The organism is Pueribacillus sp. YX66 (assembly GCF_041725775.1).
Lineage (GTDB): Bacteria > Bacillota > Bacilli > Bacillales > UBA6769 > Pueribacillus.
Genome location: NZ_JBEUEL010000002.1, coordinates 45807 through 71899 on the forward strand (window position 1 = coordinate 45807; position 26093 = coordinate 71899).

29 protein-coding genes are annotated in these 26093 nt (G+C 38.6%); 2 read left to right on the forward strand and 27 right to left on the reverse strand.

Annotated elements, in window-relative coordinates; all coding sequences use genetic code 11:
- Positions 1-39 precede the first annotated feature (39 nt).
- The 9 genes from rplS to ftsY all read right to left on the reverse strand — a co-directional run bounded on the left by rplS (position 40) and on the right by ftsY (position 5644).
- Positions 40-384: a 50S ribosomal protein L19 gene (gene rplS, locus ABU914_RS01265; protein ID WP_379667942.1), complete on the reverse strand. Its 345-nt coding sequence runs from the start codon at positions 382-384 to the stop codon at positions 40-42.
- A 148-nt stretch (positions 385-532) separates the two neighbouring features.
- The gene (trmD, locus tag ABU914_RS01270) at positions 533-1270 is read right to left on the reverse strand and encodes a tRNA (guanosine(37)-N1)-methyltransferase TrmD (protein WP_379667943.1); all 738 of its coding nucleotides are present in this window, start codon (positions 1268-1270) and stop codon (positions 533-535) included.
- A complete protein-coding gene (gene rimM, locus ABU914_RS01275) occupies positions 1267-1791 on the reverse strand; it encodes a ribosome maturation factor RimM (RefSeq protein WP_379667944.1) in 525 nt (174 codons plus the stop codon). Before rimM ends, trmD begins: the two co-directional genes overlap by 4 nt.
- 18 nt (positions 1792-1809) lie before the next feature.
- Entirely contained in the window at positions 1810-2202 is a 393-nt protein-coding gene (locus tag ABU914_RS01280) for a YlqD family protein (protein WP_379667945.1), read from the reverse strand.
- Positions 2203-2293: 91 nt separating this feature from the next.
- Positions 2294-2521 carry a KH domain-containing protein gene (locus ABU914_RS01285; protein ID WP_379667946.1) on the reverse strand — a complete coding sequence of 76 codons (228 nt, stop codon included), beginning with the start codon at positions 2519-2521 and terminating at the stop codon, positions 2294-2296.
- Between the two features lie 31 nt (positions 2522-2552).
- On the reverse strand, positions 2553-2828 hold the full coding sequence (rpsP, locus tag ABU914_RS01290; protein WP_379667947.1) for a 30S ribosomal protein S16: 276 nt from the start codon (positions 2826-2828) through the stop codon (positions 2553-2555).
- A gap of 59 nt (positions 2829-2887) precedes the next feature.
- Positions 2888-4237 (reverse strand): signal recognition particle protein, encoded by a 1350-nt coding sequence (ffh, locus tag ABU914_RS01295; protein ID WP_379667948.1) that lies wholly within the window; start codon positions 4235-4237, stop codon positions 2888-2890.
- A gap of 15 nt (positions 4238-4252) precedes the next feature.
- Entirely contained in the window at positions 4253-4582 is a 330-nt protein-coding gene (locus tag ABU914_RS01300; RefSeq protein WP_379667949.1) for a putative DNA-binding protein, read from the reverse strand.
- Between the two features lie 78 nt (positions 4583-4660).
- Positions 4661-5644 carry a signal recognition particle-docking protein FtsY gene (ftsY, locus tag ABU914_RS01305; RefSeq protein WP_379667950.1) on the reverse strand — a complete coding sequence of 328 codons (984 nt, stop codon included), beginning with the start codon at positions 5642-5644 and terminating at the stop codon, positions 4661-4663.
- A 100-nt stretch (positions 5645-5744) separates the two neighbouring features.
- On the opposite strand from ftsY, the gene ABU914_RS01310 reads away from it, so the two are divergent.
- Positions 5745-5972 (forward strand): DUF1128 domain-containing protein, encoded by a 228-nt coding sequence (locus ABU914_RS01310; RefSeq protein ID WP_379667951.1) that lies wholly within the window; start codon positions 5745-5747, stop codon positions 5970-5972.
- Positions 5973-6343: 371 nt separating this feature from the next.
- Here the strand turns inward: ABU914_RS01310 and rnc are convergent, their stop codons facing one another.
- From rnc to ABU914_RS01355, 9 genes are all read right to left on the reverse strand, one after another.
- A complete protein-coding gene (gene rnc, locus ABU914_RS01315) occupies positions 6344-7105 on the reverse strand; it encodes a ribonuclease III (RefSeq protein WP_379667952.1) in 762 nt (253 codons plus the stop codon).
- 263 nt (positions 7106-7368) lie between these two features.
- Entirely contained in the window at positions 7369-7602 is a 234-nt protein-coding gene (acpP, locus tag ABU914_RS01320; RefSeq protein ID WP_379667953.1) for an acyl carrier protein, read from the reverse strand.
- Between the two features lie 56 nt (positions 7603-7658).
- Complete coding sequence (gene fabG / locus ABU914_RS01325; protein ID WP_379667954.1) at positions 7659-8399, reverse strand: 3-oxoacyl-[acyl-carrier-protein] reductase; 741 nt, start codon at positions 8397-8399, stop codon at positions 7659-7661.
- Entirely contained in the window at positions 8399-9346 is a 948-nt protein-coding gene (fabD, locus tag ABU914_RS01330) for an ACP S-malonyltransferase (RefSeq protein WP_379667955.1), read from the reverse strand. Before fabD ends, fabG begins: the two co-directional genes overlap by 1 nt.
- Positions 9347-9351: 5 nt before the next feature.
- Complete coding sequence (plsX, locus tag ABU914_RS01335) at positions 9352-10353, reverse strand: phosphate acyltransferase PlsX (RefSeq protein ID WP_379667956.1); 1002 nt, start codon at positions 10351-10353, stop codon at positions 9352-9354.
- 7 nt (positions 10354-10360) lie between these two features.
- Positions 10361-10930: a transcription factor FapR gene (fapR, locus tag ABU914_RS01340; RefSeq protein WP_379667957.1), complete on the reverse strand. Its 570-nt coding sequence runs from the start codon at positions 10928-10930 to the stop codon at positions 10361-10363.
- 89 nt (positions 10931-11019) lie between these two features.
- Positions 11020-13065, reverse strand: a complete 2046-nt coding sequence (recG, locus tag ABU914_RS01345; RefSeq protein ID WP_379667958.1) for an ATP-dependent DNA helicase RecG — start codon at positions 13063-13065, stop codon at positions 11020-11022.
- 63 nt (positions 13066-13128) lie between these two features.
- Entirely contained in the window at positions 13129-14766 is a 1638-nt protein-coding gene (locus tag ABU914_RS01350; RefSeq protein ID WP_379667959.1) for a DAK2 domain-containing protein, read from the reverse strand.
- A 23-nt stretch (positions 14767-14789) separates the two neighbouring features.
- Positions 14790-15152 carry an Asp23/Gls24 family envelope stress response protein gene (locus ABU914_RS01355; protein WP_379667960.1) on the reverse strand — a complete coding sequence of 121 codons (363 nt, stop codon included), beginning with the start codon at positions 15150-15152 and terminating at the stop codon, positions 14790-14792.
- Between the two features lie 158 nt (positions 15153-15310).
- Here ABU914_RS01355 and rpmB point away from each other — a divergent pair, with 158 nt between their 5' ends.
- Entirely contained in the window at positions 15311-15496 is a 186-nt protein-coding gene (gene rpmB / locus ABU914_RS01360; protein ID WP_379667961.1) for a 50S ribosomal protein L28, read from the forward strand.
- Between the two features lie 43 nt (positions 15497-15539).
- Here the strand turns inward: rpmB and spoVM are convergent, their stop codons facing one another.
- The 9 genes from spoVM to coaBC form a co-directional block, all read right to left on the reverse strand.
- A complete protein-coding gene (gene spoVM, locus ABU914_RS01365; RefSeq protein ID WP_379668098.1) occupies positions 15540-15620 on the reverse strand; it encodes a stage V sporulation protein SpoVM in 81 nt (26 codons plus the stop codon).
- A 194-nt stretch (positions 15621-15814) separates the two neighbouring features.
- On the reverse strand, positions 15815-16465 hold the full coding sequence (rpe, locus tag ABU914_RS01370) for a ribulose-phosphate 3-epimerase (protein WP_379667962.1): 651 nt from the start codon (positions 16463-16465) through the stop codon (positions 15815-15817).
- A 2-nt stretch (positions 16466-16467) separates the two neighbouring features.
- On the reverse strand, positions 16468-17352 hold the full coding sequence (gene rsgA / locus ABU914_RS01375; RefSeq protein WP_379667963.1) for a ribosome small subunit-dependent GTPase A: 885 nt from the start codon (positions 17350-17352) through the stop codon (positions 16468-16470).
- A gap of 5 nt (positions 17353-17357) precedes the next feature.
- Positions 17358-19271 carry a Stk1 family PASTA domain-containing Ser/Thr kinase gene (gene pknB / locus ABU914_RS01380; RefSeq protein WP_379667964.1) on the reverse strand — a complete coding sequence of 638 codons (1914 nt, stop codon included), beginning with the start codon at positions 19269-19271 and terminating at the stop codon, positions 17358-17360.
- Positions 19268-20023, reverse strand: a complete 756-nt coding sequence (locus ABU914_RS01385; protein WP_379667965.1) for a Stp1/IreP family PP2C-type Ser/Thr phosphatase — start codon at positions 20021-20023, stop codon at positions 19268-19270. Before ABU914_RS01385 ends, pknB begins: the two co-directional genes overlap by 4 nt.
- 52 nt (positions 20024-20075) lie before the next feature.
- Positions 20076-21425 (reverse strand): 16S rRNA (cytosine(967)-C(5))-methyltransferase RsmB, encoded by a 1350-nt coding sequence (gene rsmB, locus ABU914_RS01390; protein WP_379667966.1) that lies wholly within the window; start codon positions 21423-21425, stop codon positions 20076-20078.
- Positions 21426-22355: a methionyl-tRNA formyltransferase gene (gene fmt / locus ABU914_RS01395; protein WP_379667967.1), complete on the reverse strand. Its 930-nt coding sequence runs from the start codon at positions 22353-22355 to the stop codon at positions 21426-21428. It abuts the gene before it with no gap.
- A 22-nt stretch (positions 22356-22377) separates the two neighbouring features.
- Positions 22378-24786, reverse strand: coding sequence for a primosomal protein N' (gene priA, locus ABU914_RS01400; RefSeq protein WP_379667968.1), 2409 nt, complete (start codon positions 24784-24786; stop codon positions 22378-22380).
- The gene (gene coaBC / locus ABU914_RS01405; RefSeq protein ID WP_379667969.1) at positions 24783-26003 is read right to left on the reverse strand and encodes a bifunctional phosphopantothenoylcysteine decarboxylase/phosphopantothenate--cysteine ligase CoaBC; all 1221 of its coding nucleotides are present in this window, start codon (positions 26001-26003) and stop codon (positions 24783-24785) included. Before coaBC ends, priA begins: the two co-directional genes overlap by 4 nt.
- Positions 26004-26093: the final 90 nt, after the last annotated feature.

Sequence of the window (26093 nt, forward strand, 5' to 3'; positions counted from 1 at the left end):
TTCATCAGTTTCGCGATTAAATTATTAAATACGCAACAATTAACGAATTTCTTTAATTCGTGCCGCTTTTCCGCGCAAATCTCGTAAATAATAAAGTTTTGCACGACGCACTTTACCACGGCGCATAACTTCTAGCTTGGCAATTTTCGGTGAATGAACAGGGAATGTTCTTTCCACGCCAACGCCATAAGAAATTTTTCTAACTGTAAACGTTTCACTAATTCCAGTGCCACGCCGTTTAATGACGATACCTTCAAATATTTGAATACGTTCACGAGTTCCTTCCACGACCTTTACGTGAACTTTTACAGTATCTCCCGGTCGAAATGCAGGAAGATCAGTTTTTAATTGCTCTTTTGTAATTTCAGCTAGTTTATTACTCATTTCATACGCCCTCCTTCCACACAGATGTTCTTGTCATCCTTCAATGAAATCACAGCGGAACATCGTACTTACAAAGGCAGCGTTTCCGCACCTTTTCCATGATACAACAATCATCATAACATAGTGACAACTGCGTCGCAATAACTGATTAACGTTTTTTTTGTATAAGTTGATTCAAAAACTGTCGTTCATTTTCAGTTAAATGAACATCAGTTAATAGGTCGGGACGACGTTCAAACGTTCGGCGCAATGATTCTTTCCTTCGCCACTCTTCAATTTTTTTATGATTCCCAGAAAGAAGAACATCGGGAACTTGATGGCCTCTGAAGTCATATGGACGAGTATATTGTGGATGCTCAAGTAAACCGGTGCTGAATGAATCTTGCTCATAGGATTGTTTGTTACCTAAAATACCTGGAATAAGTCTTACAACACTATCAATAATGACCATGCTCGCAAGCTCTCCACCCGTCAATACGTAGTCACCGATTGATAGCTCATCTGTTACGACATGCTCACGAATGCGTTCATCAAATCCTTCATAGTGACCACAAAGAAAAATGAGATGCTTCTCTTCAGCGAGTTCTTCTGCTTTCTTTTGTGTGAAACGTTCTCCTTGTGGGGTCATAAGTAACACCCTAGCGTTTTCATCACTTTGTTTAAGAAGCGATCCAACCGCATCAAAAATCGGTTGTGGAGTAAGAACCATTCCCGCCCCTCCACCGTATGGATAATCGTCTACCTTTTGATGTTTATTTAATGAAAAGTCACGAAAATTAACAAGATTAAATTGTACAAGTGATTGTTCTTGAGCTCGTTTTAAAATCGATTCATTTAAAACACCTTCAAACATAGTTGGAAAGAGAGTAAGAATATCAATTTTCATTCTATCAAGCCTTCCATAATATGAATCGTCACACGTTTCTCTTTAACATTTACTTGTTTCACAACAGATTCTATATAAGGGATGTAATGAAGCTTACCGTTATCAGTAGCTTGTACAACCCATACATCATTCGCACCTGGGGATAAAATTTCTGTTATCTTCCCGATGAATTCCCCTTTTTCAGAAAAAACTTTACATCCAATAACTTCATAATAATAAAATTCACCATCATCTAATTCATGACGATTTAGCTGTTGTTCAGAAATTTTTAAAAGCCCGCCTTTTAATCGTTCTGCTTCTTCTACAGTATGTACCTCTTCAAAACGAACTAAATCGAACTGTTTATGTCTACGATAAGTGCGTACAGTAAGAGGCAACTGAATGTCGTTTTGTTTTGAGAAAAAGGTAAGTTGATTTCCTTGTTTGTAACGGGATTCTGGAAAGTCAGTCGTCGATATAATTCGTACTTCTCCCTTTATTCCGTGTGTATTTACAATTTTTCCAACATTAAACCAGCGCATTAGTGGCCTCCGTACAATTTATTCTCTTATTTCCAAAATAATGCCATCTTTCACAACGATTTCGGCAGGAACATCAATGTTGTTAACATGATCGCCAACGTTTATTTCGGATAAGATTTCAATTTCTTTTTCAATGACTTCTGTACCTAATGGCAAAAGCGCTAACTGTTCAATCTGAAAGTAAACGTTACGAATTTTTTCTTTTCGGCGCTCAATTTCTTCAGTAAATCGTGTTTTAATGAAAGGGTTATTTTTATTGTGACTATTTTTTAACGCTTTTCGTTTTTCAAAATCAAGTTGTTCACATTCCATTTCATACTGTTTTTTCTTTTTCTCAAACGAGTTAAGCAATTCTGTTTTGCTTTTTTCTGTCAATACTTGTTTTATGAGCGCTTGCCTGATCACTTTCACGCCGCCACCTCCAGTGAAAGTACTACTTCAAAATTACCTATTTGCTTCAAAGGCTAAAAAAGGCAAGGGGATAGCTCTACCCCATGCCTTTTTAAAAAATTTCCAACTGTATACGTTCCTTCCGAGTTGTTGCGGCTGCATTGACAACAGAACGAATCGCTTTTGCGATTCTTCCATGCCTTCCGATGACTTTCCCTTTATCTTCTGTATGAACAGTTAATGAGTACGTCACGAGCCCATCGTTTTCCTTTGCTGTCACACGCACGTCATTCGGATGGTCTACGAGTGGCGTTACAATTGCTTTAATCAGCTCTTCCATCTTCAACCCCACCTTAACAGTTGTCATAAGCTTACTTCTTAGCATACTTAGAGTTATGAAGCTTCTCCATTAAACCCGCTTTAGAGAAAAGTTTACGAACCGTATCAGACGGTTTTGCACCATTTAACATCCATTGTAATGCTTTTTCTTCATCAATTTTAACTTCTACGGGTTTTTTAACAGGGTTATAATACCCGATCTCTTCTATAAAACGACCGTCTCTTGGCGAACGGGAATCCGCAACAACTAAACGGTAGAACGGAGCTTTTTTTGCACCGATACGCTTTAAACGAATTTTCACTGCCATCATTATCACCTCCAAAATTTATAATAATATCATTTTTGAATCTACTTGTAAAGGATTTTTTACATAAATGGAAATTGAAATCCACCTTTTTTCTTGCCTTTGCCTTTTTGCATTCCTGTCATTTGTTTCATCATTTTTTTCATTTCATCAAATTGTTTAATTAAACGGTTCACTTCTTGAAGCGGTCTGCCACTACCAGCAGCAATTCGTTTGCGCCTGCTCGCATTAATAATTTCAGGTGTCGTTTTCTCTTCGCTTGTCATCGATTGAATAATTGCCTCAACGTGCGCAAGTTGTTTTTCATCGACTTGAACATTTTTTAAACCTTTCATTTTGTTAGCACCAGGAATCATGGAAATCAGTTCATCAAGCGGTCCCATTTTTTTTACTTGACTAAGCTGCTCTAAAAAGTCGTCAAATGTAAATGAAGCTGTCCGCATCTTTTTTTCAAGCTCTTTCGCTTTCTGTTCATCGATGTTCGCTTGCGCTTTTTCAATTAATGTTAATACATCGCCCATCCCTAAAATGCGTGACGCCATTCTTTCTGGATGAAAGGCTTCAAGTTCATCTAACTTTTCACCTAAGCCGACAAATTTAATTGGAGTGTTTGCAACGGCACGAATTGAAAGTGCAGCACCACCGCGCGTGTCGCCGTCAAGTTTAGTTAAGACTACGCCCGTTAAATCAAGTTGTTCGTTAAAATTGCTCGCAACGTTGACTGCATCTTGACCTGTCATTGCATCAACGACGAGGAAAACTTCATCAGGATTAACCTCCGCTTTTACATCTGCAAGTTCTTGCATAAGTTCTTCGTCAATGTGCAATCTTCCTGCGGTGTCAATAATAACATAATCATGATGTTCTTCTTTCGCTTTTTCAATCGCTTGTTTCGCAATTTCAACTGGGCTTACATTGTCTCCTAACGAGAAAACGGGCATGTTCAGTTGTTTGCCTAGTGTTTTCAATTGATCGATCGCAGCAGGGCGATAAATATCAGCTGCAACGAGCAAAGGTTTACGATTAAATTTTTTCCGAAGATGGTTTGCAAGTTTTCCGGAAGTTGTCGTTTTCCCAGCACCTTGAAGTCCTACCATCATAATAACTGTAGGTGGACGAGTGGCGACTGCAATTTTACTTTGCTCTCCACCCATTAATTGCTTTAATTCATCGTGTACAATTTTGACGACTTGTTGGCCCGGTGTTAAGCTCGATAAAATTTCTTGGCCAACCGCTCGCTCCTTAACTCGTTTAATAAAATCTTTTACTACTTTAAAATTAACATCCGCTTCGAGTAAGGCAAGCCTTACTTCTCGCATCATCTCGTTAACGTCAGATTCGGTTAATTTACCTTTCCCGCGAATTTTTTGGAGCGTATTTTGCAGTCGGTCGGCTAAACCTTCAAATGCCATACGTTATGCCGCCTCCTAATCAAGTTTCTCAAGTTTCTTAATCACCTTTACTACATACTCTTTACTTTCTTCAAGCTCAACCGCATTATAAAGTTGTTGGAGCAAGTGTTGGCGATGTTTAAATTTTTCATACAATTTTAGCTTCTGCTCATATTCCTCTATAATCTGTTCCGTTCGCCTTATCGTGTCATACACAGCTTGCCGGCTAACATTAAATTCTTCTGCAATTTCACTTAACGAAAAATCATTTCTATAATAAAGTGACATATAATTTTGTTGCTTAGGTGTTAATAGAGGGTGATAAAAATCGTAAAGATCATTGATCCTAATGGTCTTTTCTAACATGATGGCACCCCTTGTTAAGCAAATAACCTTTACAGTCATATGTTACAGTGAAGGAAAACCATTGTCAAGGAAAAATCTTTACGACTCTTCTTCAATAAGATCTGAAAACAGACTGTACACAAAAGTATCTGCATCAAACTGTTGCAAGTCTTCCATTTGCTCACCTAATCCGATCAGTTTAACAGGGATATTTAACTCGTGTCGAATCGCTAAAACGATCCCACCTTTTGCTGTCCCATCGAGTTTCGTTAAAGCAATTCCAGTAACATTAGTCGCTTCGTTAAATACTTTTGCTTGGTTTAAAGCATTTTGGCCAGTCGTTGCATCGAGAACGAGCATAACTTCGTGCGGCGCATTAGGCACTTCGCGAGCGATCACTCTCCTCACCTTTTCCAACTCTTTCATTAAATTAACTTTGTTTTGCAATCTGCCCGCAGTATCACAGATCAAAACATCTGCTTTTTTTGAGCGTGCTGATTGAATCGCGTCAAAAATAACTGCAGCTGGATCAGAACCTTCTTGGTGCTTAATGACATCAGCGCCGACACGTTCACCCCATACTTCTAATTGCTCGATGGCTCCCGCCCTAAATGTATCGCCAGCGGCAAGGACAACTTTTTTACCTTCGTTAATAAACCGGTGTGCCAGTTTACCGATTGTCGTCGTTTTTCCGACTCCGTTCACCCCAACAACGAGAATAATCGTCATTTCCCCATTTTGAATATTCAAACTCGTATCACCGTTGTCTTTATTTAAAACTTCTGCGAGCTTTTCAGTAATGACTGATTTTAGATCATCTGGTTCTTGAATGTTTCTTTCTCGTGCTTCATCTTTTAAGATTTCGATAAGATCCATAACAGTTACAACACCGACATCGGCACTAATTAAAATCTCTTCGAGTTCTTCAAAAAACTCCTCATTCACCTTTCGATAGCGTTTAACAAGACCGTTCACTGCACCTGAAAATGATTGTCTTGTTTTCGTTAATCCTTGTTTAAATTTTTCGGTCACTGTATCTGTTTGTTTCGTAATTTTTTCTTTTATTCTTTTAAAAAAACTCATAAATTACTGCCTCCTTCTATATGTTTAAAAAATAAAAGTTAAAAACAGAATTACATGTTAAAATGTACATACTATACTTTTGAAAGGATGAAAAATATACATGAATTTAACTGTAAAAAATAGAGAAAATATCAAGTACATGATTGAAAAGATCGTCGTCAAATTACAACTTGTCAATGCTTCAGCTATTAAAGCTGAAGACTATCCTGTCGAGTGCTACGATGATCTTTACGACTTATATCAACTCGTTACAAAACAACCGCAATTCAGCATTAATGAAATGGAAGCGATCGCAGCCGAATTAGGCAGTCTTCGAAATCGAAAATAAAAGATAATCACATTTAAAACTTTTTATAGGCTACGTTCAAAAAGAGGACAACGAGAGGTAAAATTTGTACGATTACTTGTCATAACATGGCTAGTTCTTACTTATTTACAACGATGACATTTGCCTTGGACCGAGGAAGCTCGCTATGCTATGAAGCATGGACGAATAAGACTTGCGTTGGGTAAGCTGACTTCTTTAAGGTAAGATCGAGTCAACTAATATTTATTAAGTCTTGTGAATTAGTGCAAGTCGTGTGCGTCACAAACGACGTACTCGTATTTAGCTTTACGTACATAGCGCGATGCAAAATAATGAATAACCAAAAAACCTGCTAACTTAAGCCTGTGAGCCTCCAGATTTTTGAACATACTCTACAAGGATTTGTTTTTTTCTAAATGAAGCAGCGCTTTTTGGGCAGCTTCCTGCTCTGCTTCCTTTTTTGATTTACCTGCCCCTTGTCCAATTTTTATGCCCTCTAAAAAAACAGCTGAAACGAACTGTCGATTATGGGCAGGTCCTTTTTCACTAATAATTTTGTAATCAATCGCTCCCAAGTCTTTACTTTGAACACTTTCTTGAAGCTGGCTTTTAAAATCCATCGTATGCGAAAAAGCACCTTTGTCGATTTTAGGAAAAACATGCAGCTGTAAAAACCGGAGCACTTCGTCAAAGCCTTGATCTAAATATAGAGCGCCAATAAACGCTTCAAAGACATCAGCTAATAAGGAAGGGCGCTGCCTCCCGCCAGTCAATTCTTCTCCTTTTCCAAGCAAAATAAAGTCGTGAAAAGATAAATCCTTTGCAAATTGAAAAAGAGAAGGCTCACAGACGATCGCTGCACGTAATTTTGTCAATTCACCTTCACTCATTTTAGGATAATGACGATACAAAAATTGTGAGACCGCAAGTTCCAAAACAGCATCTCCTAAAAACTCTAACCGTTCATTGTCTACATTTGGCTTTTTATTACGATGCTCATTCACATAAGATGAATGTGTAAAAGCTTGGATCATTAAACGCTCATTCACAAACTTCGTTCCTATTGAATGTTGAAATGCACGAAACTCCTCCAGTTGTTCAAAACTTAACGGTTGACGTGTCCGTGATTCTTTACTTGTCGAACGTTTTTTCATGATTGCCTCCAAAGCAGTTTAAATCATAATACACGTTGTAAAAACTTAAAATATATATTTTCAACTTATTATCTACTCATATTTTAGAAAATCGCCAGAAATGACGACACTCTTAGTCGACTTCAAGCGCCACACACTGTGACGCTCTCGACACTCGCACGTCCTCTCCATCCTCAACAGAACGAGTGCTGGAAAACGATTTTCTAGTAGGGAGAGGGAGTCGTTTCTGGCGATTTCTAGGCTTTAATACAGCCTTGACACTGTTATTGATGGCTCTTTATGTATTCGACTACATCACCAACAGTTGCAATTTTTTCAGCATCTTCATCTGAAATTTCCATATCAAATTCGTCTTCAAGCTCCATGACTAATTCGACGACGTCAAGTGAGTCAGCACCTAAGTCATCTTTAAACGAAGCTTCAGGTTGAACTTTTGATTCTTCAACTCCTAAACGATCAACAATAATTTTCGAAACACGCTCGAGAATATCTGCCATGATCTCACCTCCCCTCAAGCCATTATAAGCAAAAATTACTGAAAGTAAAATCAATTTTACATAACCATTCCGCCATCGACATGAATCGTTTGTCCCGTCATATATTTACTTTCGTCCGAAGCTAAAAATGCAACGACATTGGCGATGTCTTCAGGTTGCCCAAACTCAGCTAACGGAATTTGCTTTAACATTTCTTCTTTCAATGAATCTGCAAGCTCATCTGTCATTTCAGTTTCGATAAATCCAGGAGCAATCGCATTAACGGTAATGCTTCGTGACGCTAATTCTTTTGCAGCCGACTTCGTAAGCCCAATAACACCGGCTTTTGCGGCTACGTAATTTGCTTGACCAGGATTTCCTGACACTCCTACGATTGATGAAATATTAATAATTCTTCCTTTACGTTGCTTCATCATTTGGCGCGTGACTGCTTTTGTGCAATTAAACACACCTTTTAAGTTCGTACTAATGACATCGTCCCAATCCGCTTCTTTCATACGCATAATTAAATTATCTCTCGTTATTCCTGCATTATTTACTAAAATATCAAGCGCTCCGAACATTTCAATCACTTGTTTTACCATTTGCTGTACTTCTTCTCCATTAGCAACGTTTGCTTTAATCGCAAAAGCATCCCCGCCACTTTGCTTAATCATGTTGACGGTCTCGCTAGCGGCATCTTCACGCCCAGCGTAATTAACTGCTACTTTTGCTCCTTTTTCAGCAAGTTTCAAGGCAATTGCACGACCAATTCCACGTGAAGCACCCGTCACGAGCGCTACTTTATTTTTAAGCATCATTCGTTCCCCCTTTTACACTCAGATACGAGCTTCATTAAGCTATCTTTATCCGATACAGCATATGTCTTTACATTGCGATCCACTTTCCGGACTAAACCCGACAGTACGGTTCCAGGTCCAATTTCAACAAATGTCTCAACATCCAATTCAAGCAGTTTTTTAACCGTATCTTCCCATAGCACAGGTGAATAAATTTGTTTGATTAGCTTTTCTTTAATATCATCTGCCATCGTCATTTCTGCTGCTGTTACATTTGCAATGACTGGGACTTTAGCATTTTCGATCGTTATTTCGTCAAGCACTGCTTTTAATCTGTCAGCTGCTGGTTTCATTAACTCCGAGTGAAATGGACCACTCACTTCAAGTGGGATCGCTCTTCTCGCACCATTATCTTTTGCGAGCTGTGTCGCTTTCGAAACACCAGATGCAGTACCTGAAATTGCAATTTGTCCAGGGCAATTTAAATTCGCAAGTTGCACGAGATCCCCATTGGCTGTCACTTCCTTCGTCACTTGTTCAAGTGCACCTCGATCCATTCCAAGGATAGCTGCCATTGCACCTTCTCCCGATGGAACAGCCTCTTCCATATATAAACCGCGTTTCCGAACCGTATAGACGGCATCTTCAAAACTTATCGCCTCCGCAGCGACTAAAGCAGAATATTCCCCTAAGCTATGCCCTGCAACATAATCTGCGGTAATACCGTGCTCTTTTAATGCCGCTAAAATCGCAATGCTTGTCGTCAAAAGTGCAGGTTGTGTATTTTCAGTTTTTTTCAGTTTTTCCGCTGGACCAGAAAAAATCACATCAGTAAGCGGAAATTGTAATCGCTTATCAGCCGACTCAAAAATTTGTTTGCTACTCTCATATCGTTCTGCTAACTCTAAGCCCATCCCTACTTTTTGGGAGCCTTGACCTGGAAATATAAACGCGATTTTACCCATCCTAATCACTCCAACTCGTCTAAATTTAATTCCTTTATTTTTTCTTTCACTTGCAAAATAATATTTCTTTCAACCATTTCTTTCGTTTGGCGAATCGTATGAAGAATCGCTGTTTCATTCGAAGATCCATGCGCTTTAACGACGGGAGCTTTTAAACCAAACAATGCTGCTCCGCCATACTCCGAGTAATCCATTTTTTGTTTAATCCCTAACAAACTACGTTTTAAAAACAGAGCAGCGATTTTCGCAACAAAAGAACTCGTTAACTCCGATTTTAAAAGGGAAAGTAAACTTGCTCCTGTTCCTTCTAATGTTTTTAAAACTAAATTTCCAGAAAAACCATCAGCAATGACAACATCAGCGACACCATTAAGCAGATCTCTCGCTTCAATATTTCCAACAAAATGAATCGGGGCAGTTTTTAACAAGTCAAACGTTGCTTTACTAAGTTCATTTCCTTTCCCTTCTTCTGTCCCTACATTTAAAAGTCCGATTTTAGGTGAGTCAATTTTGCGTACTTGCTCAATATAAATCGAACCCATAATTGCATAATGAAGAAGGTGAATCGGTTTTGCATCCATGTTTGCACCCGCATCTAGCAGAAGAAAACCTTTTCCATCCAGAGTCGGAAGCGTTGGCGCTAATGCAGGACGATCGATCCCTTGAAGTCGACCAACACGAAACAAACCCGTTGCCATAAGAGCTCCTGTGTTTCCAGCCGAAATACAAGCGTCTGCTCTTCCTTCTCTCACTTCTGTTGCTGCTAAGACCATTGAAGCATTTTTTTTCCTGCGAACCGCACGAACCGGTTCATCATCGGGCTCAATCACTTCTTCTGTATGTAAAATGGAAATCCTTTCGTCATTTGAAATATAAGGCTTAATCTTGTTTTCGTCTCCAACTAACGTAAAGCTAATTTCCGGGAATGTTTTAATTGCAGCCAATACACCTAAAATCGGAGCTTTTGGTGCATGGTCCCCCCCCATTACATCAATCGCTATTCTCACAAAAACTTCATCCTTCCTGCAGCACCTGTTCTTTACGAAACATGACAAACTCTCCTGAAAATACACGTTCTTGATCTACATAACTATTTACCTCGACGATCGTACGAGCTTTGCTTTTCTTGATCACTTTCGCTTTTGCAACGACTCGTTCACCTTCTGTTACTTGTCTCGTAAACCGAATATTTGCTTTTGCGGTCAATGCAAGTTCATCATCAATAACAGCAACCGCTAAAGAATTGGCTTGTGCAAACAAATGATGTCCTCTAGCAATTTTCGTACGTGAAAAGACATGTTCACGCTTAAATTCTAAAATAGAGATCGCACTTTTATCGAGTTGCAAATCTATAATTTCTCCGATTACTTCTTCAATTGGCAACGATTTTACTTTATCAAAATGTTGAACGGCTACATGCTTAATACGCTCTCGTACTTCGGGAATCGCAAGTTCCAAACGATCTAAGCGAATCGTTTGAATGCTAACTCCAAATTTATCTGCTAATTCTTCATCCGTTATAAAAGGAGTTTCAGAGATTGTCAATTGAAGCTGCTTTTGCCGTTCTTTCTTATTTAATTTCATGTATACTAACCACCCGAATATTCGATAACTAACAAATTATGACTAGGTACTAATAGCAATATATAATAAAAAAAACGTTTAATCAATTGTTAGTCAAGTTTTTTTCCTTTAAAAAAACTTTCGTTCGTTACTGCATTTCTCAAATGCTCAAATTCAGAGCTTGTCCAAAACACATTAGATTGAATCATGTCTTTCGCATCATTGCGTGCAACTTCAAGTGCCCGATAATCATGCACGAGATCGGCAAGTTTAAATTGCGGAATACCACTTTGTTTATGACCAAAAAAGTCACCCGGTCCGCGGAGCTCTAAATCTTTTTCTGACAATAAAAATCCATCATTCGTTTCCGTCATTATACGCATTCTTTCTTTCCCATCTTCACTTTTCGGATCAGCGACTAAAATACAATAAGATTGACTCGATCCCCTTCCAACACGACCGCGTAATTGATGTAATTGGGCTAAACCGAACCGTTCCGCATCGTTAATCACCATAACAGTTGCATTCGGAACATTAACACCAACTTCAACTACCGTCGTTGAAACGAGAATTTGAATGTTGTTTTTACTAAAAGCTCGCATCACCTTATCTTTTTCTTCGTTAGACAACCGACCATGAAGAAGACCGATCGCAAAATGAGGGAACTGTTGAACGAGTTCACTATGAACATCAATTGCATTTTGAACATCAAGCTTATCTGACTCTTCAATCAGTGGACAAATCACATACGCTTGTCGCTTATTCATCACTTCTTTCGAAAGAAAACGATACACACGTTCGATATCATGACTTTTTACCCAATATGTTTCAACTTGTTTACGACCTACAGGCATTTCATTTATCATTGATACGTCCATATCTCCGAAAGCTGTTATGGCTAGCGTTCGCGGTATTGGAGTCGCCGTCATAAATAAAACATCAGGGTGTAGCCCTTTGTCTTTTAACACTCGTCTTTGGTTCACGCCGAATCGATGTTGTTCATCCGTGATGACTAAACCTAACTTATGAAATTGAACATCGTCTTGAATAAGTGAATGTGTTCCAATTACAATTTGAATATCACCCGCTTCAAGACCTTGTAAAATCGCTTCACGCTGCTTTCCTTTCACTGAACTCGTAAGGAGTGCGATTGACACATTCGTATGAGTTAACAGTTCTTGAATTGACTGTGCATGTTGTTCAGCTAATATTTCTGTCGGAACCATTAATGCACCTTGAAAATTAGATAACACTGTTGCATAAAGTGCGATTGTAGCAATCACTGTTTTTCCAGAGCCGACATCACCTTGTAATAGGCGATTCATTTGATAGGGAGATTGTAAGTCTTCGATAATTTCGGCTAATACGTTCTGTTGTGCTGATGTTAACTGAAAAGGTAATGCGTTTACTAAGTCATACAGTTTATCTTCAGGAAACTGCTTTTTCGTCCCCTTACCTTTCTCACGTTCAAACCTACGAAAAGCATGCATTTTTAATTGAAACGAAAGCAATTCTTCGTAGACGAGTCTTCTTCTCGCTTGTTTTAAGTCAAACTCATTTTTTGGAAAATGAATCGCTCTTAGAGCTTCTTTTTTCGTATACAACTTATATGTTTCTCGAATCTGTAATGGCAATGCCTCTTCAATTTCATTCGCATATCGGCTAAGTGCTTCGTAGACAAACTTTCGAAACTGTTTTTGATAAATTCCTTCTTTTAATGAATACACTCCTTCAATAGCCCGACTCCCTGAAAAAGACCCCAATTGAATTTTATCAACAGTTACCGAAGCGCGGTGCTGGTCCCATTTCCCAGTTATCGTTACGACTTTTCCTAATGTTAAACTTTTTTGCAAAAATGCTCGATTAAAAAAAACTGCTGTAATGAGAATTCGACCGATTAGTATTCGGACTGAGAGCTTTGATTTTTTCCCTCCATAATAGCGGACGGACGGGATGCTGTGTACTTTGCCTTCAATGGTGATCGTGTCGCCATGCTGAACTTGCTCTAGATTAGCTAATTCATAACTATCGTAGCGATATGGGTAATATTCAAGCAAATCTTTAATTGTAAAAATGTTGAGGGAGTTTAATTTTTCTTCCATTGTTTGTCCTATTCCATTAATTGTATGAATCATTTTTGTTAACTCCATGTTCATCCCCCATATTCATTAGAAAAATTCCTACCCGTTTTAACAGGTAGGAATGAAAATAATATATGATTATTCAACTGCTACAATAAACGAGTAGACAGGTTGATTTCCATTATGGATTTCATATTCAACATGTGGGAAGTCAGCTTCTAAAAGTGCTTCAATCTGTTCAATTTGTTCCTCATCAATATACTCTCCATAAATAATCGTTATAAGTTCACTATCATGATCAATCATTTGTTTTAGCAACTTTTGCAATGCTTTATCACTTTCCGACGATGTTGAAATAATTTGCCCTTCAAAAATACTTAAGTAATCATCTTTATGAATGGTTACCCCATTCACGACTGAATCTCTAACCGCATACGTAACTTGTCCAGATTTTACATCGTTTATGGCAGCTTTCATTTCTTTTTCATTTATTTCAACATCACGTTCTTGATTGAATACGAATAATGCCGCCATCCCTTGAGGTATCGTTTTCGTTGGAATAACAATCACGCGATTTTCCGAAACGTTTGCTGCTTGCTCAGCAGCCATTACAATATTACCGTTGTTTGGAAGAACGAAAACTGTTTCAGCATTTACTTTCTTAATCGCTGAAAGTACGTCTTCCGTACTCGGATTCATCGTTTGTCCACCATGAATCACTTCTGATGCACCTAAACTTTCAAATAGTTCGATTAATCCTTCACCGGCGGCAACAGTAACGATTCCAACTTGCTCGTTCATTTTATTTTCGTCGTTTACAATTTGATGATGTTGTTCACGCATATTTTCAATTTTTATGTTTAATAACTCACCATATTTTTGAGAATATGTCATAACATCGCCGGGATATTCACTATGAATGTGGATCTTTACTAACTCTTCATCTGAAACAACGAGTAATGAGTCTCCATATTTGCTTAATTCGTGTCGAAACTCATCTTCATGAAAACGAACCGAATCTACTAATTTAATCATAAATTCTGTACAATATCCATTTATGATTTCATCAGCAGAAATGTGTGACTGCACACTTTTATGATGCTCAGCTCGAATCATTTCTTCCATGCTCGGTTCGTGAGTATTCACTTCGTCTAACGTTTTACCTTCAAGAGTTGCTAAAAAAGCTTCATAAATGACGACGAGCCCTTGTCCACCAGAGTCAACTACACCTACTTCCTTCAAGACGGGAAGTAAATTTGGTGTCCGGTATAAAGAAGCTTTTGCTTCTTTTACGGTTTCATTCATTACTTCAACTATATTGTTCGTTGATTTAGCGACTTGTTCAGCTTTACTTGCAGCATCTTTCGCAACTGTTAAAATTGTACCTTCAACAGGCTTCATTACCGCTTTGTAGGCTGTCTCTACCCCTTTCCCAAGTGCAGCAGCAAATTCGATTGCATTCAGCTCACGTTTTGCTTCTGTCGCTTTTGCGAATCCGCGAAACAGCTGGGAAAGGATAACGCCTGAGTTTCCTCGCGCCCCCATTAACAACCCCTTTGACAAATGATACGTCATCGCATCTATTTTTTCAGACGTTACTTTTTTAATTTCATTTGCACCCGAAGAAAATGTAAGGTGCATATTTGTACCTGTGTCTCCATCTGGCACAGGAAAAACATTTAAAGCATCAACTTTATCTTTGTTGTTTGCCAAATGAATTGCTGCTTGCAATATCATCTGTTTAAATACTTGTCCATCCAGTTTCTCCATATCCAATTGCCTTTTTCCTCCTAACGCAGTTACTCTGTCGTTACACGAACACCTTGGACAAAGATATTAACAGAATCAACTGCAAGCCCAAGCATTTTATCTAACTGGTACTTAACGGTTGACTGTACGTTATGTGCAACTTCAGAAATTTTTGTTCCGTAACTAACGATAATATACATATCGATATTTACACTATTTTCTTCGATTCGAACGACGATCCCTTTGCTAAAATTATCTCTCCCTAGTAATTCAGTAATACCATCTTTTAATTGCTTCTGTGAAGCCATACCGACAATTCCATAACAATCAATTGCTGCACCTCCAGCGATTGCAGCAATCACTTCTTTTGTTATGTCAATTTGTCCGTAATTTGTTTTTATTTCAATTGACATCGATATCCTCCTTTGAACGAGCGTGTCAAAACTTTCTTCCCGTATTTTACTATACTTAAAAGGATCTTAACAACTTTCTTTCAAAAACATCATTTGCAAACTCGTTTAAGAAGTGGTATGATTTTTCAGTATACATCGTACGTAAGGAGGTTTGAAACGTGGCAAAATGTGCAATTACTGGACGGAAAACATCTTTTGGAAATAAACGTTCTCACGCTTTAAATGCTACAAGACGCAAATGGGGAGCTAATCTTCAACGTGCTAGAATTATGGTTGACGGAAAACCAAAACGTGTTTGGGTTTCTGCAAGAGCACTTAAATCAGGAAAAGTAGAAAGAGTCTAATTGTAAAAGACGAAAAAGCACCTAAATAAGGGTGCTTTTCTTGTCAGTTCTTTTTTATTGCCCCAAGTATCGCGCGAATAAAACCCCCAAGAAACCTCGGAAGTTTAATGGTGTAAAATTTCATCGTACCCCTCCTTAAAAGGTGCCTTTCAATCAAATAAAATCTTAAAAAGTTCGCAAACTTTTTGAACAACCACTTATAGAAATGAGTTCATTAATAAATATACTCATCAGATGAAAAATAGTACCGAAAGATTTAGCTTTTTATTAGTTTTATGCTCATTAAGGAGGAATAGAATGAAATTCTAGATTTTTTCATCATTCATCATTACGAATTTGTTGAATTGCTAGCTTTCGGTCCGATTGACTAAAAATTGCTGAACCTGCAACAAGAACGGTAGCCCCCGCTTCGATGCAAATTTTTGCTGTTTCTGGATTAATACCGCCATCCACTTCAATTTCAACGGAGACATTTTTTTCATGTATAAGCTGAGCCAATTGTTTAATTTTTGGAACGACTGAAGAAATAAACGATTGTCCTCCAAAACCTGGATTAACTGTCATGAGTAAAACTAAATCAACCTCTTCAATTATATGCTCAAGTGCGGAAATCGGTGTTGCTGGATTTAACACAACACCCGCTTTCACATTCAATTGTTTTATTGATTGAATTGTTCGATGTAAATGTTTGCACGCTTCAACGTGAACTGAAATAATATCAGCACCCGCCCGTGCAAAGTCTGCAATATAAACGTCAGGATTGTCAATCATAAGATGAACATCAAGTGGAAGCTTTGTAATTGGTCGAACGGAGTCAACGACTAGTGGTCCGATCGTAATGTTTGGAACGAAATGACCGTCCATTACGTCAATGTGGATGTAGTCTGCGCCCCCGTGCTCTACTTCTTTTATTTCTTCTCCAAGTTTTGCAAAATCTGCTGCTAAAATCGATGGTGCGACCTTAATCACAATTAATATCTCCTTTTAGTTTCTTTCACTTCATTAAAAAATTGTACGTAATGGTTGTACCGACTCTCTGCGATCTCTCCACTTTTAAGCGCGTCTTTCACTGCACAGTGTGGTTCGGCTAAGTGAGTACAACCTCTAAATTTACATTTTTCTCGACGTTGTTTCATTTCTGGAAAATATAAAGATAAATCTTCTTCATTAAAGTGACTTAAATCTAAAGAACTAAACCCGGGCGTATCCGCAACTAAACCACCAGCGATCGGAAGAAGTTCAACATGCCTAGTCGTATGCTTACCTCTTCCTAAATGCGTTGAAATTTCATTCGTTGCAATTTGTAATGAAGTATCTAATCCATTAAGCAATGATGACTTTCCGACACCTGACTGACCAGCAACAACGGTTATTTTATCTTTTAAATACGCCTTTAGAGGAGCATAGTTTTCCTGTTCAACGATTGAAAGAAAAAAGATGGGATAACTTAGCGAACGATAAAGGCTTGCCACATCAAATAATCGTTCTCGTTCAGTTGCTGTTAGTAAATCCATTTTTGTAAAACAAATAATGGCTTCGATTTCGTTCGCTTCGATATGGACTAAAAACTTGTCAAGTAATTGCAAACTTAAATCAGGTTCTTTTACCGAAAAAACGACGAGTGCTTGTTCAACGTTTGCAATCGGAGGACGAACGAGTTCATTTTTTCGTGGGAGCAATTCAATAATATACCCATCTGTTCCATTGTCCGCCTCAAACTTTACAAGATCTCCGACGAGTGGAGTGATTTTGCGCTTACGAAAAACACCGCGTGCACGACATTGATAAACGACATCTTCTGACAAAACGTAATAAAAACCACTTATTGATTTAATGATTTTCCCTTCGGCAAGCAAGCCAATCACTCCATATTTTGAACTTCTCGATACGTATATGTTTTATTTTTATGCTCTTTTCCATTAATGTAAATCTGAAACGAAGCCGTTCCATGTGGAGCGATAGTTAGCGGAAATGTATACGTTTTTGTATTTGATGCACGTTCTTGAACTGCAACGCCATTTTTCGTCGTTGCATCTTGGTAACGAATGATAATCTCAGAGTCTTCATGAATCTCTATTGGTTGAGATACTTCAAACGTTAATGGCTGTTCTTTTGTTGACGGGTCCTCACCTTTTGAAATTACAAGTTTTACAGTACTACCTTTTTTTACTTCAACAAATGGCTCTGGCGCTTGAGAGATGACATGATTTTTATCTACTTTGTCCGAATATTGCTCGGAAATGTCCACCTTTAAACCTTTATCTTTTAAATAAGATTCTGCAGCCTTTTTTGTCATGCCAATTAAGTTATCGATTGTAACAGTCTGAATTCCGTTACTATATTTTAAAATGAGCGTCGTTTCTTCAATGACGACTTCTTCTCCTTCTTCAGGCGTTTGTTCAAGAATCGTGCCCGCAGGCTCATCTGACTTCACTTCAATCCATTCAACATCTTCAAAATCTAAATTGCTAATTAGTCGTTCAACGTTATTTTTCGACATGCCGACATAATTTTCAATCACTTTCTTTTCTTTACCAACACTGACAACGATTGTTACTTCACTACGTTCTTTTACCATCGAATCCGGTGACGGACTTTGGCGTATGATTCGATCTTCTTCAACCTCATTGCTATGTTCTTCTTCTTTAACCGGAACTAAATTACGATCTTGCAATTCTTTGACAGCTTCTTCATACGTCAATCCCGTCACATCAGGTACTGTTACATCTTTCGCGTTAAATAAGCTGGCGATCGTTACAGCCGTTATAACCCCTAAACTTAAAATAATTAACGCAATTATGATAAAAAAACGTCTGCGCTTTTTCTTTTTCTTGTCTTTTTTAGGCTTTTCTTCTTCTGGAGCTTGTTTCGGTAGTTGTTCTTTAATTGGTGTAACAGGTGCAAGCACTTTCGTTTCTTCATCATCGAAATGTTGATGCAAGTTTTGATGCTCAACGGTTGGCTCTAATGCGATCGAGATATCTGATTGCAATTGAGCGACATTGTCATAGCGTTGTTTCGGTTCTTTCGCCATAGCCTTATTAATGATATGCTCGACACTTTGCGGTATTTGATCGTTAAGTAACCGCGGTGATGTATAGTCTTCTTGCAAATGCTTTAAAGCAACTGTTACCGGGGACTCACCGCTAAATGGAACGATTCCAGTCACCATTTCATAAAGAACTACACCTAAAGAATAAATGTCTGATTTCTCAGTTGAAATGCTTCCTTTTGCTTGTTCAGGTGACAAATAATGGACAGAACCTAACACCGACTTCGTATGTGTAATCGTAGCGGATGTCATCGCCATTGCAATACCAAAATCCGTTACTTTTACTTGACCACTGTCGGTAATCAATATGTTATGTGGTTTTATATCGCGGTGAATAATATGGTTATCATGAGCATGACGGATCGCGGATAATATTTTGGTGAAAATAGATAGTGCTTCTTCAATGGCCAATGGTGCGGCCTCACGTATGTATTCTTTTAACGTTTTCCCTTTTACATATTCCATGACGATGTAGTAAACTTGTTCTTCTTCTCCAACATCATAAATGTTAACGATATTCGGGTGTGACAAGCTTGTTGCCGATTCTGCTTCACGGCGAAACCGCAATATGAATTCATCGTCATTTGAAAATTCTGATCGAAGTACTTTAACCGCCACCGTTCGATCTAAAATTAAATCCTCCGCACGGTAGACGATAGCCATTCCGCCTTCCCCAATCACTTCAAGAAGCTTGTACCGTTCATTTAAGCGTTTATTTATCATGAGGACTCACCTTTTTTACCGAAAGCCACATGCTTAAGTAATATAAGCGTTATATTATCTTCCCCGCCAGCAGCATTTGCCATCGCAATTAATTCATCAGCTTGCTTCTCTAGCGATTCGGATGAGCGAATCGTTTGCTCTAGCTCTCGTTCATCAACTTTATTCGTTAAACCATCTGAACAGAGTAATAAATAATCATTCTCCTCCCAATCTAACGAACGAATATCGATCGTAACGTTCTCTTCTGTACCTAATGCTCGAAGTAAAATATGTTTACGTGGATGGTGTTCCGCTTCTTCTTTTGTAATTTGACCATTTTTTACGAGTTCATTTACGAGTGAATGATCTTCTGTTAACAATGAAAAACCGCTTTCGTTTAGTAAATAAATTCGGCTATCACCGATATGAGCAAATGTTACATTGGAATCAGTACAAATAACGGCCACGATCGTTGTACCCATACCTGAATACTCAGGGTTAGATTTTGAGAAATTAAATAATTTCGTATTCGCTTCTGTGATCGTGTTATTCAACCATTGCTCTGCTTCGGATGGTGTTAGATCATTCGTTACTTTCTGCCACTCTTCTTCTAAAAATGAAACTGCCATCTCGCTAGCTATCTCACCCGCTTGATGTCCACCCATTCCGTCTGCTACGACAGCTAACAAGCGATTGCCATTCCAAAAAAAGCCCCCGTAATCTTCATTAAGCGTCCGTATTTTACCTGTATCGGTTCGAAAAACCGCCGCCATCTTTTTCACCTCTTCTTCTTGCCAACTCCTACCTAATCATCCAGCATACACTTTAATTTTTCCGCAATGCTGCGATATAGAAACCATCGCTTTGAAAATAGTGGGGAAGAATTTGAACTTCACCCCGTTCGACTTCACAATAGGATAACAATTTTTCAGGGAGTCTTTCACATAGACGTTCATCCCGAGAAAAATCCACGTGTGTTTCTAAAAATGAATCGATGATTTGTTCATTTTCACGTGCTTCGATTGTACACGTGCTATAGATGAGTGTGCCGCCTTTTTTAAGCAAAGGAGCAACCGAATGAAGAATTTCTTTTTGAATGCTCGACATGTGACCGACATCCTGCTCACTTTTTGTCCATTTTATATCAGGCTTACGTCGCAAAACTCCGAACCCAGTACACGGTGCATCTACAAGTATGCGATCAAACGATTCGTTCAAAAAGTTCTGCTGTGCTTCCCTTGCATCTACTACTTTTGTTTTCACGCTCGATATCTGTAACCTTTCAATCTGTTGTTCAATGAGATTTACTTTATGTTCGTAAATATCTAAGGCGATAATTTCTCCTTCATCATTCATTAATTCGGCTAAATGTGTCGTTTTCCCTCCAGGTGCAGCACAACAATCAAGAACAGTTTCTCCTTTTTGAGGATCCACTGCCCGTCCAACGAGCATAGAGCTTTCATCTTGAACAGTGACGAGTCCTTGTTTAAAGACGTCTGTTGCAAAAAGATTCCCATGCTTCACTTCAATTGCTTCAATGGAGAGGTTGCCTTTTTGTGCAATTACACCTTCCATTTCTAACCGTTCAATTACTTCCGAAACTGACGTTTTACTGACATTCACTCGGGCAGTCACGGGGGCTCGCTCTAAGTTTGCTTTGCAAATCTTGATCGTAGTCTCAATGCCATATTGCTTAATCCATTGTGCCACAAGCCATGTTGGGTGGCTATACATTACAGATAGCTGTTCCACATGATTTTGAATCGAATTGAATTCAGGTAACCCTTTTCTTTGCACATTTCGTAAAATCCCGTTCACTATACTAGCTAATCCGCGATGTCCTTTCTTTTTCGCAATTTGTACCGCCTCATAAATAATGGCACGATCAGGAATCCGTTCTAAATAAACCATTTGGTAAAGTGACATTCGTAATAATGTGAGCACCCATTCATCTTTCTTCTTTATTTTTTTCATTAAATATTGTCTTAAAAAGAAGTCCAGTGTTTTTTTTCGTTGAACAGTCCCATACACAATTTCAGTGAATAGCCCTGCATCCTTCTCATTTATAATTCCTTGTTTCATCACACTATTTACTAATAAATTACTGTATGCTTCTTCATTTTCAATTTTGAGCAACGCTTCGAACGCAACTTCACGAACGTTTTTAGTCTTCATTTAATCTCCTAATTTTTCTCCGATTCTCATTTTTTTTCCTTGTAAAAATTGTTCAGCTGTCATTCGTTTTTTACCTGAAGGTTGACAATCGACAATTTTTATACCCGTTTTATTTCCAGTCGCAACAGTAAAACCGTCCTTTTCGATATGCACGATCGTTCCAGGCTCATTCGTTTCGGCTAAAGGAACTTTCTCCCCCCACCAAACTTTAAAAGGTTGTTTATCTAAATGTGTATAAGCGACAGGCCATGGGTGCAACCCACGAATTTGATTGTAAACAGCTTCTCCATCCTTCGTCCAATCAATCCGTTCTTGATCACGCGTAATGTTCGGAGCATAAGTCACTTCCTCCTCAATTTGCTTCACGGGTTGTATTTTGCCATCAATAAGTAAAGGTATCGTCTCTGATAATAACGTTGCACCTGCCGCACTCAATTTATCATGCATCGTACCGACATGGTCGGTCTCCTCAATCGGCACTTTCACTTGCTGTAAAATATCTCCCGCATCCATCTTCTCAACCATGTACATGATTGTGATCCCAGTTTCATTTTTACCATCGATAATCGCTTGATGAATCGGTGCCCCGCCGCGATATTCAGGTAATAATGATGCATGGACGTTAATACAGCCATAACGTGGTGCTTCTAAAATTTCGGTAGGAAGCATTTGCCCATACGCGGCTGTTACGATGAGATCTGGCTTTAATTCAACGATTTGCTCATATTCTTGCTTTAACTGTTCTGGCTGATAAATTGGTAAATGATGTTTTAATGCCTCTACTTTCACTGGCGGCGGCGATAACACTTTTTTACGACCTTTCGGTCGATCCGGCTGAGTAACAACCGCGATCACATCGTATTCATCATGAAGCAACTGTTTCAAAATCGGTACAGAAAAGTCTGGAGTTCCCATAAAAATAATTTTCAAATTAACGTTCACCTTCTCTTAACTACATAAGCATTTGCGGATTTTGATCAATGATGATTTGTAATTCAGACTGAGTCAGTTCACTTTCGTAATGCGATAATATCGTTTTTAATGTTTCAACTAACTTCGGTTCATTTTTGTATTTTACCATGCATTGGTAACGATATCTATCTTTGATACGTGGAATGACACATGCAGCTGGGCCTAAAACTACAGCTTGCTTCGATAATTGACGTTTAAGAACTTTGGCAATTTGTTCGCTAATCGCTATAACCTTCATAAGTTCATGATGTGAAACGGTAATCGAAGTTAAATAATAATAAGGCGGGTAAGCATGTGCTTGACGTATCTTCATTTCTTGATTAAAAAAAGCGTGGTAATTATGCTCACTTGCATATTGAATACTGTAATGTTCAGGCGCGTACGTCTGAATGATGACTTTCCCAGCTAATTCATGTCTTCCCGCGCGGCCAGCAACTTGTGTTAACAATTGAAATGTCCGTTCTGCTGACCGAAAATCAGGTAAATTTAACATCGTATCTGCAGTGATGACTCCGACGAGCGTGACATCTGGAAAGTCTAGACCTTTCGCAATCATTTGCGTCCCTAATAAAACGTCACCTTGTTTATTCGCAAATGCTGATAGAAGTTTTTCATGTGCCCCTTTTCGTGATGTTGTATCGACATCCATGCGAATAATGCGAGCTTCAGGAATAAGTTTCAATAATTCTTCTTCTACTTTTTGTGTACCCGTTCCAAAAAACCGAATATGTTCACTGCTACATTCTGGACAGCGATTCGCAACAGGTTCTTCATACCCACAATAATGACATTTCACCTGCTGTTTATTTTTATGGTAGGTTAGTGAAATGTCACAATGAGGACATTCAGCAACGTAACCACAATCACGACAAATAATAAATGTAGAGTATCCTCGTCGGTTTAACAAAAGGACACATTGCTCATTTCTAGCAAGCGATTCTTTTAAACTTTCAACAAGCTCTCTCGAAAAAATGGATCGGTTCCCTTCACGAAGCTCTTCTCGCATATCAACTGTAATTACAGTAGGCATCGCTTGAGAATAAATCCGTTCGCTCAATTCAGACAACTGATATACTTGTTTGATGCTTCTTGCATACGACTCTAAAGATGGTGTGGCACTTCCAAGAATAAGAGGGCATTGATGATAATCGCTTCTCCATTCCGCGACATCTCTCGCATGATAACGGGGATTTTCTTCTTGTTTGTAACTGCTTTCGTGTTCTTCATCAATAATAATCATTCCGAGATTTTCAAACGGTGCAAAAATCGCCGAACGCGCGCCGACGACAACTTTTACTTGTTTCCGATGAATTTTTAACCATTCGTCGTATTTTTCTCCTGCTGATAAGCCGCTATGTAAAACAGCAACTTTTTCCCCAAATCGTTCTTTAAATCGCTTGACCATTTGCGGAGTGAGTGAAATTTCAGGAACGAGCACAATCGCCTCTTTCCCTTTTTGCAAAACGGAAGCAATCGACTGTAAATAAATTTCTGTTTTCCCGCTTCCCGTCACACCGTGCACTAAAAACGTTTCTCGTTTTTCTTTCGAAACAGCGGATAAGATCGGATTAATTGCTTTTTTCTGAACATCAGTTAACGGAAGCGGCTGCGACAATTCACTTGACGCTATCGCATATGGATCGCGATATACTTGCCGTTCTTTTTCAACGAGTAACTGTTTTTGAATTAAAGACTTTAATACTGAACGCGATACGTGTAGCGTGTCCAATAGTTGTTGTACAGGAATTTCCTTAAAGTTTTCAGTAAACCATTGTAAAATTTCTGTTTGTTTTTTTGCTCTCGGATCTAACAATTTAATTTCTTTTTTTAACGTCTCTACATCGACTTTCGGTTCGATCACTTTTATCACTTTTTTTGTTTTACGCTCTTTAATTTCAGTAACAATTTCGAGAACACCTTGCTTGAGAAGTGTTTGAATCTGTTTCATTTGTTCTGTCGAACTTTTATTCAATTCTGTTAAGCTAACAGACTCTCGCTGTTTAAACAGCGATTGAACTTCATTCGGAAGTGCGTCTCGTTCTTTTATTTTCACATGTTTTTTATAATGAACTTTCAATGCAACGGGAAGCATCGCTTGTAAAGCGGTTACTGAAAAACAAAGTGTGTGATCGCTTAACCAGAAACCGAGTTCAAGCAATTCAGACGTTAATACAGGTTCTAAATCAAGGAGCTCATCGATCGATTTTAATTTTGAAATGTCTGACTCTTCTTGGAAATCTATGACAAATCCTTGTACTTTTCGTCGACCAAACGGAACGATAACACGCATTCCTCTTTCAATTATGCTTGTCCACTGGTTCGGAACTTTGTAATCGAAAGGACGGTCGGTTTGACTCGTTGCCACATCAACGATCACCTTCGCAATCATTGTTTTTTGTCATCCTTCATCATCGCGAGCGCTTCTAATAATAGGCGGTGTGCAACTTCATGTTTTGTTAAAAGAGGCCATTCTTTTCTATTTCCATTCCGATCAAGAAGCGTAACCGCATTCGTGTCTGTTGCAAAACCAGAACCTGCTTCTTTCACATTGTTCGCAACGATCAGATCTAAATTTTTTTTCTTTAACTTTTGTAAAGCGAATTGTTCCACATTCGTTGACTCTGCAGCAAACCCAATTAAAAATTGATGTTGTTTTCTTTTGCCTAATTCAGCTAAAATATCTTTCGTCCTCTCCATAACGATCGTTAAATCACCCTCTTTTTTCTTAACTTTATGAGAAAAGACTTCTTTCGGACGATAATCGGCGACTGCTGCTGATTTTACGACAAGATCAGTTTGTTCAAATTCGTTTATTACCGCTTCGTACATGTCTTCTGCTGATGTTACATCGATTCGCTTCACATTGAATGGCGTATCAAGTGCTGTTGGACCCGCAATTAAAGTTACTTTTGCACCTAAATCACTTGCGACTTCTGCAATCGCAAATCCCATTTTTCCTGTAGACCGATTCGTCAGGTAACGAACAGGATCGATCACTTCAACCGTTGGACCAGCGGTAACGAGTACATTTTTCCCTTGCAATGGTTGTTCGTTCGTTTTAAGAAAATATTGTTCAAGTGATCGTACTATTTCTTCTGGTTCAGCAAGCCGACCTTTTCCAACGTAACCACATGCGAGCAAACCTTCCCCTGGCTCGATAAATCGATAGCCAAACGATGCTAATGTTTGCATGTTTTGTTTAACTGCACGGTGTTCATACATATGGGAGTTCATTGCTGGTGCAATGAAAATTGGGGCAGTCGTTGCCGTAAGTGTAGTAGAAATCATATCATCTGCTAAACCATGTGCTAACTTCGCAATGATATTCGCTGTTGCTGGTGCGATAACAACGAGATCAGCCCAATCAGCTAGTTCAATATGGGCGATGTTTTTCGGGTCTTTTTCATCGAATGTGTCAACGTAAACGTGATTTCTTGACATCGTCTGGAATGTAAGTGGGGTGACAAATTGCTGGGCAGCAGGTGTCATCATCACTTTTACATCTGCCCCTTTTTTATACAGCTGGCTCGTTAATGCAGCAGCTTTAAAAACAGCAATCCCACCCGTTACACAGAGCAAAATTTTTTTACCATTTAGCTCCATCATCTATCTCTCTCCTATCGTAGGCATGTTTTCTAGATTTTAAAAATTACCCAAAAACCTTAATATGTGAAAAAAATAACAACCTCAAAAAGG

Excerpts from the sequence above, each read along its gene's own strand:
- trmD (WP_379667943.1), bottom strand. The coding sequence starts at position 1,270 with ATGAAAATTGATATTCTTACTCTCTTTCCAACTATGTTTGAAGGTGTT.
- ABU914_RS01285 (WP_379667946.1), bottom strand. The coding sequence starts at position 2,521 with ATGGAAGAGCTGATTAAAGCAATTGTAACGCCACTCGTAGACCATCCG.
- fabD (WP_379667955.1), bottom strand. The coding sequence starts at position 9,346 with ATGGGTAAAATCGCGTTTATATTTCCAGGTCAAGGCTCCCAAAAAGTA.
- spoVM (WP_379668098.1), bottom strand. The coding sequence starts at position 15,620 with ATGAAATTTTACACCATTAAACTTCCGAGGTTTCTTGGGGGTTTTATT.
- recG (WP_379667958.1), bottom strand. The coding sequence starts at position 13,065 with ATGAACATGGAGTTAACAAAAATGATTCATACAATTAATGGAATAGGA.
- ffh (WP_379667948.1), bottom strand. The coding sequence starts at position 4,237 with ATGGCATTTGAAGGTTTAGCCGACCGACTGCAAAATACGCTCCAAAAA.
- ABU914_RS01300 (WP_379667949.1), bottom strand. The coding sequence starts at position 4,582 with ATGTTAGAAAAGACCATTAGGATCAATGATCTTTACGATTTTTATCAC.
- fapR (WP_379667957.1), bottom strand. The coding sequence starts at position 10,930 with ATGAAATTAAATAAGAAAGAACGGCAAAAGCAGCTTCAATTGACAATC.
- rimM (WP_379667944.1), bottom strand. The coding sequence starts at position 1,791 with ATGCGCTGGTTTAATGTTGGAAAAATTGTAAATACACACGGAATAAAG.
- ABU914_RS01355 (WP_379667960.1), bottom strand. The coding sequence starts at position 15,152 with ATGTCAATTGAAATAAAAACAAATTACGGACAAATTGACATAACAAAA.
- rplS (WP_379667942.1), bottom strand. The coding sequence starts at position 384 with ATGAGTAATAAACTAGCTGAAATTACAAAAGAGCAATTAAAAACTGAT.
- acpP (WP_379667953.1), bottom strand. The coding sequence starts at position 7,602 with ATGGCAGATATTCTCGAGCGTGTTTCGAAAATTATTGTTGATCGTTTA.
- priA (WP_379667968.1), bottom strand. The coding sequence starts at position 24,786 with ATGATTGCGAAGGTGATCGTTGATGTGGCAACGAGTCAAACCGACCGT.
- ftsY (WP_379667950.1), bottom strand. The coding sequence starts at position 5,644 with ATGAGTTTTTTTAAAAGAATAAAAGAAAAAATTACGAAACAAACAGAT.
- rsmB (WP_379667966.1), bottom strand. The coding sequence starts at position 21,425 with ATGAAGACTAAAAACGTTCGTGAAGTTGCGTTCGAAGCGTTGCTCAAA.
- ABU914_RS01385 (WP_379667965.1), bottom strand. The coding sequence starts at position 20,023 with ATGGCGGCGGTTTTTCGAACCGATACAGGTAAAATACGGACGCTTAAT.
- ABU914_RS01310 (WP_379667951.1), top strand. The coding sequence starts at position 5,745 with ATGAATTTAACTGTAAAAAATAGAGAAAATATCAAGTACATGATTGAA.
- fabG (WP_379667954.1), bottom strand. The coding sequence starts at position 8,399 with ATGCTTAAAAATAAAGTAGCGCTCGTGACGGGTGCTTCACGTGGAATT.
- rnc (WP_379667952.1), bottom strand. The coding sequence starts at position 7,105 with ATGAAAAAACGTTCGACAAGTAAAGAATCACGGACACGTCAACCGTTA.
- pknB (WP_379667964.1), bottom strand. The coding sequence starts at position 19,271 with ATGATAAATAAACGCTTAAATGAACGGTACAAGCTTCTTGAAGTGATT.
- coaBC (WP_379667969.1), bottom strand. The coding sequence starts at position 26,003 with ATGATGGAGCTAAATGGTAAAAAAATTTTGCTCTGTGTAACGGGTGGG.
- rpsP (WP_379667947.1), bottom strand. The coding sequence starts at position 2,828 with ATGGCAGTGAAAATTCGTTTAAAGCGTATCGGTGCAAAAAAAGCTCCG.